Here is a 14551-nt window from a genome sequence, read left to right on the forward strand (position 1 = left end):
CGAGTTGCCGCAGCGACCCGACGCTCCCTTAGGATCGGGCGCGATGCGCACGATCGTCGATGGTTTCCGCGAGATGGTCCACCTGATCGGAGATACGTTCCGGCTCTGGTGGCGCAACCTGCTGCCCATGACGACCTGGTGGATCGGCGGTTTCGTCGTCTTCAAGGTCTGCATCGACAGCGCGATCTGGCTGTCCGAGCACGCGCACTCCAGTCTCGGCACCGGGGTGTTCGCGATCGGCGTGCTGGCGCAGATCATCGCGGCCGTCGGCATGATCCGGACGTGTGCGAACTCGCTCTACCGCTGGCGGGACGCGGCCAGCAGTGAGAGTGAGGAGACCTCCGACCCGACCGAGCGCGGCCTGCTCGAACTGCTCGCGCTGACGCTGCTCCCCCTGGTGGCGGTGTGGTCGGCGTGGGGCTTCTTCGACGACCAGGTCAGCGATCTCACGTCGACCAACCTGGTTCGGCGCGGCGTCCAGGGTGGATCCGCGTTCTTCACGCTCGGCATCCACGAGTGGCACAAGTACCTGCCGGCGCTGGTCACGCTGCTGGTCCTCCGCCGGGTGCTCCAGGCGGTCGACGACCGCTGGCCGAGCCGCCCGGTCAAGTTCGCCCAGGTCTGGGCCGAGTCCTTCTTCATCCTCCTCACCGTCGTCGTCACGCCGTACGCGATCGACGAAGGCAAGGAGTGGTTCAAGGAGCGGAGCTTCTGGTACTGGTCGCTGGACTGGTGGGACGGCCTGAAGGACTTCTTCGCGAACATCAAGATCCCGCTGCCGGCCGGTATCGAGTTCCTCTGGGGCTTCTTCTGGGAGTCGCTCTGGCCGTTGTTCAAGCTCGGTGTCGCCGAGCCGCTGACCTGGCTGGCGATCACCACGGTCGTCTTCGGCCACCGGGTGCTGTCCAGCGGCGGTGTTCTCAAGGGCACCAGGCTGGAGCGCCGGCTCGGCGGCCAGGTCGACCCGGAGGCTCCGCAGCGGAACCGCATCGCCGCGCTGACCTACAAGGCTCCCGACCTGCTGCTCGGTGGTCTGCGGGAGAAGTTCTACCCGGCCCTGAACGCGTTCCGGCTGCTGGTCCGGGTCGGACCGGTCTTCCTCGGCGTCGTCTGCATGGTCTACACGTTCTGGCTGCTCGGTGACGAGTGGGCCTTCGTCGGGATCCAGCGGCTGCTCGGGATCCACGGCCAGCACTGGGGCCTGATGAACCACGAGATCGCGCGGCTGATCAAGGACATCATCTTCGAGCCGCTCCGGATCGCCTTGCTGGCAGCCGCATTCGACCTGTGCATCTCGGTCGGCACCGAGGTCCGCGCCGAGGCTGCCGAGGCGGCCCAGAAGAAGTCCGAGAAGAAGAAGGCGGCCGAGCAGCAGCCGGCCACCGCCTGATCACCTCGGGTACGGCGTACTACCGCGTGATCATCACGCGGCGGTACCCGTCCAGGTCCTCGACGATCACACCGCTCAAATGCGGGACCGCGGTCTCGGGTACGACGTACACCTGCGCGATCTGACCCGGCTTGTTCAGGGTGAACGGGTGATCGGCGTCCGAGCAGGACGTCGGCAACTTGTAGTCGTAGGCGCCTTGACCCTGCCAGGTGTTGCCCCGGTCGTCCCGCAGTACGGCCGAGCAGGTGAACCCACCGTCCTTGATGTACTCGCCCTCGTGTGCCGTCACCGTGAGCAGGGCCACGATGACCACGCTCCCGGCCGGCTGGCTCAGGCTGACCTTCTCGCCGTCCTTGTCGACCAGCGCCGTGTAGGCCTCGATCGAGTCCAGCTTCCACTCGAGGTTCGCGACCCGGACAGGTCCCTTGCTGATGACCTCGTTGACGCGGCCGTTCTGGTACAGCTCCTCGTCGTTGTCCAGGTAGGTGCGCAGCACCATGTAGGACGCCGACGCCAGCAGTGCGACCAGCAACGCGATCTGTACGGCCAACCGGGACGCCCGGCTCGCTGTCCTCACGACGCCACCCGGGTCACCGGCTTCGGCACCACGTACTGCGGCGCCGCGTCGTCGATGAGCTTCTGGGCGATCGCGTCGGTCGGGATGCCGAGGTCGACATGGATCTCGGAGCCCAGCACGTTGAAGAGCATGGTCGGCTCCAGTTTCAGAGTCAGGTTTTTCACGTCCGCGGGATTGACCTCGAACACGAGCGTGCCGGTCCGGGCAAAGCCGGCATCGGGCATGTCCAGGCTGCTGTTGCTCATCCCGCCGACCGGCTCGTACACGCTGCCGCCGTCGGCGAGCAGGGTCGGTTTGATGTTGTCCGGCTTCTTCACGCCGCGGACCACGTCCCACTCGAGCGCGACGTACACACCGTTGGTCTCGATCGCCTTGTCGTCGTCGTTCGCATCGTCGTCGACGATCGACTGGGCGAACCTCACCCGGGTGATCTTCACCGTCGAGCCGCTGCCGCCGTAGTCGAGTGCCTCGCCGATCGTGCCGCCCACGACCTCCATGTTCTGCTTGTCGTAGACATGGTCGGGGGTGGCGAGGCGGGTCAGGCCGCCGATCAGCACGAACAGGATGCCGACGACGATCGTCGCGGGGCGGTACAGCTTCACTTGTCCTCCCCCGTGTCGATGACGACGGTGGGCTTCAGCTGGACGACCGCGATCGGCTCGTCGTTGTGCCAGTACGGATCCTCACTCGCGCCGAGTACGCCGTTGTCGGACTCGTACCGCTCGCCGATGACACCGACCTCGATCTGGTCGGCGGCGAAGTCCGCGGGAATCTTGAACTCGGTGGTGCAGCTCTCGGGGGGAAGACCGTAGACGATCTGCCAGTTGAGGACGCCTCGGCAGGTGCCGCCGTTGGACTCGATGTTGTCCTGGCCACCGCCGGGGACGAGCCGGAGCAGGCCGCCCTCGACGCTATTCGTGGTGTGTTCCTCGGAGTCGATGTTCTTCGCCTCGAAGGAGACCTTCAGCACCGCCTTCGCCGCCGAGTACTCGTCCTTCGGCGTGCGGACGATCTGGGCCTTGGTGAAGGTGAACTCCCAGCGGCCGGCAGTCACGGTCACCGGAGCGGACACGGCCGACAGAGTCGGCACCGTGCGGCCCTGCTTCTCCTTCCAGCCACCGGTGAACAGGACGACCAGGATGGCGACGAGGACGACCGCGAGCGCGATCAGCCACTTGCGCCGGTGCCGGTGGATCACCCGCTCGGCGATCATGGCGTCGATGACGTCGTCCAGACTTTCCACGGCAGCGATCCTAAAGGGCCGCGGGTGCGTCGCGCCCTTCCCGTCCGCCCTGGAGCGACCCGGATTACCGGTCTGGACCGGCAGGTCGCGTCTCGTCACCCAGACCGTCAGTGGTGAAGACCCCGGAGGCCACTGAGTGCCCGTGAGCGCTTTCAGGCCCCCCGCCCGTGAGTGGGGACATGGCGAGGAGGGAGAAAAGACGCCCTGCCCTGAGTTTCGGGCGCCTGGTGGCCGGTTCTGCTTCGCTCGACAGGTAAGATGGACGGTGTAGAGCAGGCCGTACCCCTACCAACACTGTAGAGGGCGGTTTCCACTGTGCACGATGCCTCGCGTACGCGGGGTCCGAGGAGGACAACAGCCGGTGACCGACGAGCCGACCGAGATCGACGCCAACCAGTCCGCCGACCCCACCGGCACCACCGCACCCCCCGAGGAACTCCCCGCGATGCTCGACGCGATCCCGTCGAACGTCGTCGAGCGTGAGTACGACGCGAGTGCCATCCAGGTCCTGGAAGGTCTGGACGCGGTCCGGAAGCGACCGGGTATGTACATCGGGTCCACCGGTGAGCGTGGTCTGCACCACCTCGTCACGGAGGTGGTCGACAACGCAGTCGACGAGGCGATGGCTGGGTACGGCGACCGCATCGTCGTGACGATGCTGCCCGACGGCGCCATCCGCGTCGAGGACAACGGCCGTGGCATCCCGGTCGACATCGTCGAGTCCGAGGGCAAGCCGGCCGTGACCGTCGTGCTGACGGTCCTGCACGCCGGCGGCAAGTTCGGCGGCGGTGGATACAAGGTGTCCGGCGGTCTGCACGGCGTCGGTGTCTCCGTGGTGAACGCGCTGTCCAGCAAGCTCCGCGTCGACGTGAAGCTCAAGGGCAAGCTGTACACCCAGACCTTCACGCACGGCGTCCCGGACGAGGACCTCGCCGAGATCGGTACGTCGGAGGCGAACGGGACCACCGTGACCTTCTGGGCGGACCCGGACGTCTTCGAGACCACGACGTACTCCTACGAGACGCTGGCCACCCGGTTCCGCGAGATGGCCTTCCTGAACAAGGGCCTCGAGATCGTGATCCGGGACGAGCGTCCGGACCACACCGAGGACGGTCACCCGGTCGAGCAGGCGTTCAAGGCCGACAACGGCCTGGTCGACTACGTGAAGTACCTGACCGGCATCCGCGAGACCGTGCACCGCGACGTGATCTCGTTCGAGGCCGCGGCCAACGGCGAGAACAGCATGAGTCTCGAGGTGGCCCTGCAGTGGAGCGGCTCGTTCCAGGAGTCCGTGCACACCTTCGCGAACGCAATCAACACCCACGAGGGTGGCACCCACGAGGAAGGCTTCCGGGCCGCGCTCACCTCACTGGTCAACTCGTTCGGCGAGGACCAGGGCATGATCAAGAAGAAGGAGGACCGGCTCACCGGTGACGACATCCGGGAGGGCCTGACCGCGATCCTCTCGGTCAAGCTCGCCGAGCCGCAGTTCGAGGGCCAGACCAAGACCAAGCTCGGCAACACCGAGGTGAAGGGCTTCGTCCAGCGGGTCGTGAACGACCGGCTCGGCGCCTGGTTCGAGCAGAACCCGGCCGAGGGTCGCGAGATCATCCGCAAGGCGACCGCCGCGGCGAGCGCGCGGATCGCGGCCCGCAAGGCGCGCGACCTGGCCCGCAACCGCAAGGGTCTGCTCGGTGGTGGCGGTCTTCCGGGCAAGCTGGCCGACTGCCAGTCGACCAACCCGGAGGAGTGCGAGGTCTACATCGTCGAGGGTGACTCGGCCGGTGGCTCCGCGAAGGGCGGCCGGGACCCGAAGTTCCAGGCCATCCTGCCGATCCGCGGCAAGATCCTGAACGTCGAGAAGGCCCGGATCGACAAGGTCCTGCAGAACAACGAGGTCCAGGCGATCATCTCCGCGCTCGGCACCGGCATCCACGAGGACTTCGACGAGGACAAGCTCCGGTACCACAAGATCGTGATCATGGCCGACGCCGACGTCGACGGCCAGCACATCCGGACCCTGCTGCTGACGCTGCTGTTCCGGTTCATGCGCCCGCTGATCGAGCGTGGCCGCGTGTACGCCGCGCAGCCACCGCTGTACAAGATCCGCTGGAGCAACCACGCCGACGAGCTCGCGTACACCGACCGGGAGCGGGACGGCCTGCTCGAGGCCGGTGCCGAGGCCGGCCGCAAGCTGCCCAAGGAGAACCCGATCCAGCGCTACAAGGGTCTGGGCGAGATGAACGCGAACGAGCTGTGGGACACCACGATGGATCCGGCCAGCCGGGTGCTGCTGCAGATCACCCTGGACGACGCGATCCGCGCCGACGAGACGTTCCAGACGCTGATGGGCGACGACATCGAGGCGCGGCGCAACTTCATCCAGCGCAACGCCAAGGACGTTCGTTTCCTCGACATCTGACGGGTCGTGGTCCGTTGCCCCGGGCCACGATCCCTTGCGCCACTCACCGACGTACTGACTTGAACGGGACGAGTTTTTCATGACGGAGACCCCCACCTCCCCGGGCCACGACCGGGTCGAGCCCCTCGACCTGCAGACCGAGATGCAGCAGTCGTACCTCGACTACGCGATGGCCGTGATCGTCGGCCGCGCCCTCCCCGAGGTCCGCGACGGCCTCAAGCCGGTGCACCGCCGCATCCTCTACGCGATGTACGACGGCGGCTACCGGCCGGACCGTGGTTTCAACAAGTGTTCCCGCATCGTCGGTGACGTGATGGGTCAGTACCACCCGCACGGCGACTCGGCGATCTACGACACCCTGGTCCGGTTGGCGCAGCCGTGGGTGATGCGGGCGCCGCTGATCCAGGGCCAGGGCAACTTCGGTTCCCCGGGCAACGACCCGGCGGCCGCGATGCGGTACACCGAGTGCCGGATGGCGCCGCTGGCGATGGAGATGGTCCGCGACATCGACCAGGACACGGTCGACTTCCGGCCCAACTACGACGGCAAGTCGCAGGAGCCGGTGATCCTGCCGGCCCGCTTCCCGAACCTGTTGGTGAACGGCTCGTCCGGGATCGCGGTCGGGATGGCGACGAACATCCCGCCGCACAACCTGCGCGAGGTCGCCGCCGCGGTCAACTGGGCGCTGGAGCACCCGGACGCGACCCCCGAGGAGTTGCTCGACGCCTGCCTGCAGTCCATCAAGGGCCCGGACTTCCCGAACGGCGCCTTGATCGTCGGCTACAAGGGCATCGACGACGCCTACCGCACCGGCCGTGGTTCGGTCACGATGCGGGCGGTCGTCAACATCGAGGAAGACGCCAAGGGCCGGACCAGTCTGGTCGTCACCGAGCTGCCGTACATGGTCAACCCGGACAACCTGGCGCTGAAGATCGCCGAGCTGGTGAACACCGGCAAGATGAGCGGGATCGCCGACATCCGCGATGACAGCTCGTCCCGGACCGGCCAGCGGCTGGTCGTCGTACTGAAGCGGGACGCGCAGCCACGCGTCGTACTGAACAACCTCTACAAGCACACCCAGCTGCAGGACACCTTCGGGTGCAACATGCTGGCGCTGGTTGACGGCGTACCGCGCACTCTGAGCGTGAACCTGTTCATCAGCCACTGGATCGACCACCAGATCGAGGTCATCCAGCGGCGGACCCGCTTCCGGTTGCGCGAGGCAGAGAAGAACGCGCACATCTACCGCGGTTACGTGAAGGCGCTGGATGCCCTCGACGAGGTGATCGCGCTGATCCGGCGTAGCCCGGACGTGGACGAGGCGCGCACCGGCCTGATCCAGCTGCTCGACATCGACGAGATCCAGGCGCAGGCGATCCTGGACATGCAGCTGCGCCGGCTGGCCGCACTGGAGCGGCAGAAGATCATCGAGCGGTTGCAGGAGCTCGAGGCGATCATCGCCGACCTCGAGGACATCCTGGCCAGCCCCGAGCGGCAGCGGACCATCGTCAAGGACGAGCTCGCCGAGATCGTCGACAAGTACGGCGACGAGCGGCGGACCGAGATCATCGCGGCCGACGGCGACCTGTCCGTCCAGGACCTGGTGCCGGACGAGGACGTCGTCGTCACCATCACCCGCGGCGGCTACGCGAAGCGGACCAAGACCGACCTGTACCGGACGCAGAACCGTGGCGGGAAGGGCGTCCGGGGTGCGCAGTTGCGGGCCGAGGACGAGATCAGCCACTTCTTCGCGACCACGAACCACCACTGGATGCTGTTCTTCACCACCAAGGGCCGGGTCTACCGGGCCAAGGTGTGGCAGCTGCCCGAGTCCGCGCGGGACGCGAAGGGCTCGCACGTCGCCGGCCTGCTCTCGTTCCAGCCGGACGAGGACATCGCGCAGGTGCTGACGCTGCGCGACTACGAGCAGGCCGACTACCTGGTCCTCGCGACCAAGCGTGGTCTGGTCAAGAAGACGGCGCTGACCGACTACGACTCGGCCCGGCAGAGCGGCATCATCGCGGTCAACTTCCGCGAGGACGACGACGAGCTGATCGGCGCCGACCTGGCCACCGCCGAGGACGACCTGCTGCTGGTGTCCCGCAAGGGCCAGTCGATCCGCTTCACCGCGAACGACGACCAGCTCCGCCCGATGGGCCGGGCCACCTCCGGCGTCACCGGGATGAAGTTCCGTTCCGGCGACGAGTTGCTGTCGATGTCGGTGATCCGGGCCGGCGCGGACGAGGACACGCAGTTCGTCTTCACCGTGACCGATGCCGGGTACGCGAAGCGCTCGAAGGTCTCGGAGTACCGGCAGCAGGGCCGCGGCGGTCTCGGCATCAAGGCGGTCAAGCTGAACGACGAGCGTGGCTCGCTGGTCGGCGCGCTGATCGTGGTCGACGAGGACCAGGTTCTCGCGATCAAGACGAGCGGCCAGGTGGTCCGCAGCCGGGTCGACAGCGTGCCGGTCAAGGGCCGGGACACGATGGGGGTCCGGTTCGCCGGGGTCGGCGAGTCCGACGCGGTGGTCGCGATCGCCCGGAACACGGATCTGACCGTGGTCGGCGAGCTCGCCGGGGAGGAGTCCGAGGACCCGGAAGCGGGTACAGAGGCTGGTGCGGAGAGCGCTGGTGTTCAGGATGTGGACGGATCGACAACCGAAACCACCCCTGAGAGCGTCCAGAAAGATGACCAGCGTTCGACGGACGTCGACGGCGCGGCTACCGTCGAAGGCGACGAAGCCGGCCAGGAGGGGTAACTGATGACCAACCGCGCGAGGCCGACCTGGCCCGAAGGTGCGGCGGACAATTCCAAGGCCCAGCGAACAGCTCAGGGCGGGAAGCAGTCCACCGGACCGGCCACACCGGCCTCCAACGGTCGTTCCGGAGCCGCCACCAGCGGCAACGGCCAGCCCAGAACCGGTACACCGAACGGCCAACGGCCGGATGTCCGCCCGCAGCAGCGGCCCAGCTCAGCGGGTACGGCGGGTGCCGGTGCGGCTCCCGTGCGTCCGCAGCAGCCGGTTCGCCCCGGGACGACGCCGAGTACGCCTGGCCGACCGGAGCCCTGGTCCCCCACCCACACGCCGGCCCCGCCGGCGGGCGGTCCGTCCGCGGCTTCGTCGTACGGACAGACCGAGGCGAAGACGGAGTCGTTCGGCGACCGGGTGAGCGCGGCGCGTCAGGCGGTGCTCGACAAGGCCGCCTCGGTGAAGGCGGCGAAGCCGGACAAGGCCGACAGGACCGAGGCCCGGCTCGCGGCGAAGGCCGAGCGGGAGCCGAAGGCCTCGAGCCGGCCGCAGACCCGCAAGGCGCGGCTGCGGATGTCCCGGGTCGACCCGTGGTCGGTGATGAAGACGTCGTTCCTGCTCGCGATCGCCTTCGGCATCGTGACCTGGGTCGCGGTCTTCATCATCTGGTCCGCGATCGGTGCGGCCGGGGTGTTCGACAACATCAACAGCACCGTCCAGGAGGTGCTCGGCACACCGACGGCCGAGCCGTTCCGGATCGAGAACTACATCAACACCGGCAAGGTGATGGGCTTCACCACCCTGCTCGCGTGCGCGGATGTGCTCATCATCACCGCGCTGGCGACGCTCGGATCCTTCCTCTACAACATCGCCGCCACGCTGCTCGGCGGCCTCGAAGTCACGCTGGCGTCGGAGGACTGATCGGATCCGGCCGGGCTCCGTCGAGCCCGGCCGTAACCGGTTTGGGAGTAGAGCACTTGGTGCGGTAATCTCTCCCGGGTTCGAAACCCGCAGTGCGGGCCTATAGCTCAGACGGTTAGAGCGCTGCCCTGATAAGGCAGAGGTCACTGGTTCAAGTCCAGTTAGGCCCACCCCCACCACGATGTGAACCCGATTCCGAGGAGTCCCAGTGCTGAGAAAGCTCCTGCTGGTGCTACTGGCCGGCATCGGTGGATACTTCGTCTTCAAGAAGACCCAGCAGTCCCGCGCCGAGAAGGACCTCTGGGCCGAGGCCGTCGACCCGGTCACCCCGGGCCGCTGACCACCACCCCGTTCCCGGGGGCGTAGCTCAACTGGCAGAGCACTGCCTTTGCAAGGCAGGGGTTAGGGGTTCAAGTCCCCTCGTCTCCACCAAAGCGTTCATGCAGGTCAGAGCGCGATTCTCGGCTCACGCCACCGTCCTCCCTTGCCTCGTTCAGAGGCGGCGTGCCCTCCGCGTGCCCTAGCTCATCGTCCCCAGTCTTCGGACGAGCCTCCCGCAGCCGGGCGCTGAGCCTGTCGGCGATGTGCCGGGAGCGGCCCTTCGAGACGTGCAGGTAGATCATGGCCGCACGCGGGCTGGCGTGCCCCATCCGCTCCATCAGCTCCCGCAGGCTGGCACCGTCATCGGCGGCGAACTGGTTCCCGGTGTGCCGGAGATCGTGGAAGTGCACCGGCTGGACCTTCGAGTCCGCGAGCGCCTTGATCCAGATCTTCCGGAAGTTCTGACGCCGGAGCTTGCCACCCTTCGGGCCGATGAACACACGGCCGCCGTCTCCCGGTTCGGCGTACTCGGCCAGGTGCTGCTTCAGCTCGTCCAGCAGATCATCCGGGACGGGCACAGCTCGCCGACCGGCTGCCGATTTCGGGTCCTTCAAGAACAGCTCGCCGTTGCTCAGTTGGGCTTGGTTCTCCACGACTGTGACAAACCCTGTGGACACATCGACGTTGCGGCGGGCGAGTGCGGCCAGCTCGCCAAATCGCAGGCTCGTGAAGGTGGCCAGCAGCGCCATCATCCGCAGGCGTGGCGGCATGGCGTCGACCACCCGGAGGACCTCGCGGCCGTCTGACTCCAGAGTCGGTGACGATCCGGCTGATGCTGTCGGACATGTCCCAGCCGGTGGCGGTGCCGTCGCGCGCCGGTTCCGAGCCAGGTGATGACCCCGCAGTCCGCGAGCGGGTCGCGAGCATCGCTCGTCGGTCGGCCGGACAGATCGTGGAAGCAGTCCGTGAGCTCGGCGAGCTCGGCCTGGTCCAGAAGGTCGACGTGACAGCCCGCGTCATCCCTCTGCCGATGATGTTCAAGATGTACCTCCTGAACGACGAGGAGGTGTTCTTCGGCTTCTACCCGGTCGTCGAGCGAGAGGTCGAGATCGAGGGCGAGACGGTGCCCATCTTCGATGCCGTCGGCAAAGACACCGTCCTGTTCCATCACTCCGTCAGCGATGACGACCGCGCCACCGGTTCGCAGTACGTCGACCAGGCGCGCCGTTGGTTCGACAGTCTCTGGGGAACGCTCGGCAGGACCTACGAGCCGTGACCGTCGAGCGCTGACCGTCATCCTGCGCCGCAGTCCCGTCATCCTGCTCGACTTCGACGGCCCGGTCTGCTCGGTGTTCGCCGGATACCCCGCGCCACAGATCACCGATGAACTGCGCGCCCTCGCGCTCGACCAGGTCGACGAGCTCCCGCCGGCCATGTCCGCGATCACCAGTCCACACGAGTTCCTGACCGCATCCGAGGTCTCCGCGGAGCTGGCCCGCCAGGTCGAGGCCGCACTCCAAACCGCCGAGATCAAGGCCGTCGAGAGCGCCACACCTACGCCAGGCGTAGACGCCTTCCTGACAGCATGCCGCGACGTTGGTCGGCCGCTCGCGATCGTCAGCAACAACACCGGAGCATCGGTCCGCGCCTACCTCGACCGCGTCGGCCTGGCCGACCTCGTCCAGCACATCGAGGCTCGCGACCCGTTCGACCCCGGTCTCATGAAGCCCAGCCCGCACCTGATCGAGCGAGCCGCCCAGGCCCTAGATGTGGAGCCCGACGCCTGCACTCTGATCGGCGACCAGCCCACCGACGTACAGGCGGCCCGAGCGATCGGAGCCGCGAGCATCGGCTACGCCAACAAGCCCGGCAAGGCCGACGACCTCGCCGCCGCTGGAGCCGGTGCCGTGGTCGCCCACCTCGACGAACTCACCGAGGCGATCCGCGCCAACTAGCGGAGGTCGCAGCCACGAGCAGCACTTCCCGCAGCGCGCGAATTTGCCTCGAGGGAAGTATTGAATACCTCGAGGCGACTCGCTACGCTGCCTCGAGGTAGTCAACCGAGACGGCCCCGACGTCCTAGCCGGGAGAACGGGACCGCCTCGGCCGAACAGAAGGAGTTTATCCATGGCAATCCCCATGCAGTTGGGCGGAATCCGCCTCGACGACAACAAGTTCAACACCGTCCTCCCGATCTCGATGCTGGTGGATCTCACTATCCCCGGCATGGCGTTCGAGCCGAAGGAGGTCGCCGGTGAGAGCTTTGACCACCTGAACGATCGGGTGGCCGAGCTGATCAAGGCTCGGGGCGAGATCCAGCGTGAGTTCTTTCATCGTGCGATGAAGACGGTCAGGATCGTCGATCCTGAGACTGGCGAGAAAAGGTCCGAACGCCGGCCGGAAGCCTGGAGCCCCACGCGCAAGTACCAGAACGCGACCGGCGACCTCCAGCGCTACATCGAAGGCCCGTTCCTCAACACCCCGCCGCTCGAGGCAACACTGCCCGCGTTCACGATCTACTGGCCCGAACAACTTGAGGGCGCGCAGCAGAAGGACTTCAACGCCTACATGGGCGGCGAGTTCTACATCTACACCATCGACCGGGCCAAGAAGGCGATGGAGGCTGACGGTGAGTCTCGTCTTCTCGCGATTCGCCGTGCCTTGTCCACCAACTCGAAGCTGTCGGGCACCAAGCAGGAGAAGCTCCGTGCCACGCTCGTCTCTGTCGACGTCATCCACGGCATCCCCACAGACGCGATGGGACAGATTTACGCTGACCTCAACGGTAAAGGCGTGACCATGACACGGAACGAGACCGAGGCCCTCAATATCCGTGACCTGTGGACCCGAGCAGCGAAGGACATCTTCGGGGGCCTGAACGTTCCGTTGGTGACGACCGGCCGGACGGCGACGGCTGTGGCTCAGGCCGAGCACAAGCATTTGGTCATCGGCCAGGCCATCACAATGATCCGCGGACTCGGTCTCGGTAGCTTCAGCAAGGCAGTGTCGAGCGCATCGGTTGATGACGTGATCAAAGACCCTAAGGACTACGACCGACTGGTCGAGGCGGGCATCGCGTGGTTCGGTCACGTGCTCGACCACTTCGACGCGGACACGTTGTCCGACGGGACTCGCGACGCCAGCGTGTTCACCGACAAGGATCGCGTCGTGCGCGCCATGCCGGTCAAGGTCGCTCTCGGCGTGATGGGCAACCCGTGGTTCGAGGTCAACATGCCGAAGCAGGACCAGCACAAGCGCTTCCTCGGCGAGATCGACTGGCGCGTCGGGCCGGCTTGGCAGGGAATCGCGGGCAAAGTCCGGCGCACGAGCGACGACGAGTTCACCCTCGCAGCGTCGGGGGCGAAGGAACTTGGCTCCGCTGCCGTACGAGCGCTGACGAACCCGGACACTGTGGCCGGTCGCGCGGTGCGTGGCCAGAAGCCCGACTCGAGTGTCGATGACGGAGCGGATTCCGACGCTGAGCCCGCAGCCTGATCACGATACCCCCGCCGTCTGACGACGGATGACGCCAGCTCCGCGGACTCTCTGCCGGATATAGCTCTTATGGATCGAGGGCGCGCCTTCGGCGCGCGGCCCCGGCTGCGGGCGGCGCTGGGGCGCCGTCCTCGCCGGAGCCTAGCAGCAGGACGCTTCCCGACCCATGCGACCCGACCGCCACGAGCTGCCCATGCGGTGAGCATCTCAGATCGACCACCCGGAGATGCCGCGCGATGCAGGTCGTCGTACTGGTCAACAACGGTCACGAGTACGGCGATCTGCTGCGAGCTGTGGCGTAGTGTCCGGGCGTTATGACCGAGACCGAGGTTGTGCTGCGGGGAGCCGGCCGGTGTTGTCTCGTGGGATCAGCATCAGTGGTTCGGCAGGCCATGCTGGAGCCTGGGCTCCGCGGGACGGGGTGGATGCGTTCGGCGAAGTCAGCTAGCTGAGGGGCTTTACGAATTGGCGGCATGAGTAGACGCGGCTGAACTGGGTGCGCAGGGCGTTCTCGTGTTCTTCCCAGGCGTGGAAGAAGCCGGCGTACGGGGTCAGGTTTGGCTGTGCGGCGAAGGCTTGGGCGGCTTCCGTTGGGTTGGACGCGTAGACATGTAGGTAGCGCATCTTTTGCTCGAAGCCTTGGGATCGGTACCAGGCCAGCGTTCCCTGGTCGTCTCGGGTCCAGGCGTCGACCTGTGTAGCTCCGCGGGTTTGCAGCCGGTCGCAGATCTCTTTGAGGAGGCGTTGACCGACGCCGAGCCGGCGGTGGTCGGGGTGGATCGCGATCGTCTCGATCGTTGACTCGCTACCTGTCATGCTCGCATCCAGGAGCCCGATGACTTGATCGCCGATGGTTGCCACGAGCTCGAGACCTGCTTCGCGGCTGGGCTTTACTGTCGCGACATCGTCGTAGTAGTTCGTGTCAAGAAGGGCGAGAACGCGGCAACGCAACCAGCTTGTCTCGTCTGTCGAGGCGTAGTCGCGCGCGATCCATTCCGTCATGACGGTTCGCTCAGTCCTCGTTGGAGAAGCGTTCCCAGGCTGATTGGCGGGTGATGTTGAGGGCTTCGCCGATGCGGGTCCAGGTGACGGAGCGGGTGCGGAGGAGGAGGGCCCGGTCCTGTACGGCGCGCTCGACCTGGCCGCGGGACGCGTCGAGGCGGGTCATCTCGGCCAGGAGGTCCTCGTCGGTCTTGCCGTCCAGTGCGGGGAAGGACGACGTGGGCCGGCCGCGCAGGATCTCCTCGCACAGGCCGACGCACTCGTCGCAGATGAAGACGGAGGGACCGGCGATGAGCCGCTGCACCTCACTCTTGTCCTTGGCGCAGAACGAGCAACGCATCACGGTGTCCGGCATGACAACCCCCATCGTGTCAGGCACTCCCTGACGTCGTTGTCAGGCTATGCCTGACAGACGTGGGCGTCAATCAACC

General features: G+C 66.6%; 13 protein-coding genes, 2 tRNA genes and 1 pseudogene. 10 read left to right on the plus strand and 6 right to left on the minus strand.

The window, feature by feature from the left end; translation table 11 throughout:
- Nucleotides 1–43: 43 nt before the first annotated feature.
- The gene (locus AB0L70_RS02905) at nt 44–1390 is read left to right on the plus strand and encodes a hypothetical protein (protein ID WP_363679265.1); all 1347 of its coding nucleotides are present in this window, start codon (nt 44–46) and stop codon (nt 1388–1390) included.
- Nucleotides 1391–1409: 19 nt separating this feature from the next.
- Here the strand turns inward: AB0L70_RS02905 and AB0L70_RS02910 are convergent, their stop codons facing one another.
- From AB0L70_RS02910 to AB0L70_RS02920, 3 genes are read right to left on the minus strand one after another with little or no spacing between them, the layout of a single operon-like run.
- Nucleotides 1410–1967 (minus strand): hypothetical protein, encoded by a 558-nt coding sequence (locus tag AB0L70_RS02910; RefSeq protein ID WP_363679267.1) that lies wholly within the window; start codon nt 1965–1967, stop codon nt 1410–1412.
- A complete protein-coding gene (locus AB0L70_RS02915; RefSeq protein WP_363679269.1) occupies nt 1964–2569 on the minus strand; it encodes a hypothetical protein in 606 nt (201 codons plus the stop codon). Before AB0L70_RS02915 ends, AB0L70_RS02910 begins: the two co-directional genes overlap by 4 nt.
- Nucleotides 2566–3210 carry a hypothetical protein gene (locus tag AB0L70_RS02920; RefSeq protein WP_363679271.1) on the minus strand — a complete coding sequence of 215 codons (645 nt, stop codon included), beginning with the start codon at nt 3208–3210 and terminating at the stop codon, nt 2566–2568. The genes AB0L70_RS02915 and AB0L70_RS02920 overlap by 4 nt, the downstream gene beginning before the upstream one ends.
- Before the next feature lie 445 nt (nt 3211–3655).
- On the opposite strand from AB0L70_RS02920, the gene gyrB reads away from it, so the two are divergent.
- From gyrB to AB0L70_RS02950, 6 genes are all read left to right on the plus strand, one after another.
- A complete protein-coding gene (gene gyrB, locus AB0L70_RS02925) occupies nt 3656–5632 on the plus strand; it encodes a DNA topoisomerase (ATP-hydrolyzing) subunit B (protein WP_363679961.1) in 1977 nt (658 codons plus the stop codon).
- Nucleotides 5633–5711: 79 nt separating this feature from the next.
- Nucleotides 5712–8390 carry a DNA gyrase subunit A gene (gene gyrA, locus AB0L70_RS02930; RefSeq protein ID WP_363679273.1) on the plus strand — a complete coding sequence of 893 codons (2679 nt, stop codon included), beginning with the start codon at nt 5712–5714 and terminating at the stop codon, nt 8388–8390.
- Nucleotides 8391–8393: 3 nt separating this feature from the next.
- The gene (locus tag AB0L70_RS02935) at nt 8394–9302 is read left to right on the plus strand and encodes a DUF3566 domain-containing protein (protein WP_363679276.1); all 909 of its coding nucleotides are present in this window, start codon (nt 8394–8396) and stop codon (nt 9300–9302) included.
- A 96-nt stretch (nt 9303–9398) separates the two neighbouring features.
- Nucleotides 9399–9472: transfer RNA gene (locus tag AB0L70_RS02940), tRNA-Ile, on the plus strand.
- A gap of 41 nt (nt 9473–9513) precedes the next feature.
- A complete protein-coding gene (locus tag AB0L70_RS02945) occupies nt 9514–9642 on the plus strand; it encodes a DLW-39 family protein (protein WP_363679963.1) in 129 nt (42 codons plus the stop codon).
- A 16-nt stretch (nt 9643–9658) separates the two neighbouring features.
- Nucleotides 9659–9734 (plus strand) — tRNA-Ala (locus AB0L70_RS02950).
- Here AB0L70_RS02950 and AB0L70_RS02955 read toward each other — a convergent pair.
- Nucleotides 9713–10405 (minus strand): site-specific integrase, encoded by a 693-nt coding sequence (locus AB0L70_RS02955; protein ID WP_363679278.1) that lies wholly within the window; start codon nt 10403–10405, stop codon nt 9713–9715. The genes AB0L70_RS02950 and AB0L70_RS02955 overlap by 22 nt on opposite strands.
- Nucleotides 10406–10440: 35 nt before the next feature.
- Here AB0L70_RS02955 and AB0L70_RS02960 point away from each other — a divergent pair, with 35 nt between their 5' ends.
- The 3 genes from AB0L70_RS02960 to AB0L70_RS02970 all read left to right on the plus strand — a co-directional run bounded on the left by AB0L70_RS02960 (nt 10441) and on the right by AB0L70_RS02970 (nt 13118).
- A complete protein-coding gene (locus tag AB0L70_RS02960; protein ID WP_363679280.1) occupies nt 10441–10899 on the plus strand; it encodes a hypothetical protein in 459 nt (152 codons plus the stop codon).
- Nucleotides 10805–11578, plus strand: a complete 774-nt coding sequence (locus AB0L70_RS02965; RefSeq protein WP_363679282.1) for an HAD family phosphatase — start codon at nt 10805–10807, stop codon at nt 11576–11578. Before AB0L70_RS02960 ends, AB0L70_RS02965 begins: the two co-directional genes overlap by 95 nt.
- Before the next feature lie 172 nt (nt 11579–11750).
- Complete coding sequence (locus tag AB0L70_RS02970) at nt 11751–13118, plus strand: hypothetical protein (protein ID WP_363679284.1); 1368 nt, start codon at nt 11751–11753, stop codon at nt 13116–13118.
- 444 nt (nt 13119–13562) lie between these two features.
- Here the strand turns inward: AB0L70_RS02970 and AB0L70_RS02975 are convergent, their stop codons facing one another.
- Both AB0L70_RS02975 and AB0L70_RS02980 read right to left on the minus strand, forming a co-directional pair.
- On the minus strand, nt 13563–14120 hold the full coding sequence (locus AB0L70_RS02975) for a GNAT family N-acetyltransferase (RefSeq protein WP_363679286.1): 558 nt from the start codon (nt 14118–14120) through the stop codon (nt 13563–13565).
- A 229-nt stretch (nt 14121–14349) separates the two neighbouring features.
- A pseudogene (locus tag AB0L70_RS02980) lies at nt 14350–14487 on the minus strand (ClpX C4-type zinc finger protein); the annotation flags it as partial.
- Between the last annotated feature and the right edge of the window lie 64 nt (nt 14488–14551).

The sequence above is a fragment of the Kribbella sp. NPDC051952 genome, from assembly GCF_040680855.1.
Taxonomy (GTDB): domain Bacteria; phylum Actinomycetota; class Actinomycetes; order Propionibacteriales; family Kribbellaceae; genus Kribbella.

Bases quoted from the DNA above. Each gene is read 5' to 3' on its own strand.
- AB0L70_RS02905 (WP_363679265.1), top strand. From the start codon at position 44: ATGCGCACGATCGTCGATGGTTTCCGCGAGATGGTCCACCTGATCGGA.
- gyrB (WP_363679961.1), top strand. From the start codon at position 3,656: ATGCTCGACGCGATCCCGTCGAACGTCGTCGAGCGTGAGTACGACGCG.
- gyrA (WP_363679273.1), top strand. From the start codon at position 5,712: ATGACGGAGACCCCCACCTCCCCGGGCCACGACCGGGTCGAGCCCCTC.
- AB0L70_RS02935 (WP_363679276.1), top strand. From the start codon at position 8,394: ATGACCAACCGCGCGAGGCCGACCTGGCCCGAAGGTGCGGCGGACAAT.
- AB0L70_RS02965 (WP_363679282.1), top strand. From the start codon at position 10,805: ATGACGACCGCGCCACCGGTTCGCAGTACGTCGACCAGGCGCGCCGTT.
- AB0L70_RS02970 (WP_363679284.1), top strand. From the start codon at position 11,751: ATGGCAATCCCCATGCAGTTGGGCGGAATCCGCCTCGACGACAACAAG.
- AB0L70_RS02975 (WP_363679286.1), bottom strand. From the start codon at position 14,120: ATGACGGAATGGATCGCGCGCGACTACGCCTCGACAGACGAGACAAGC.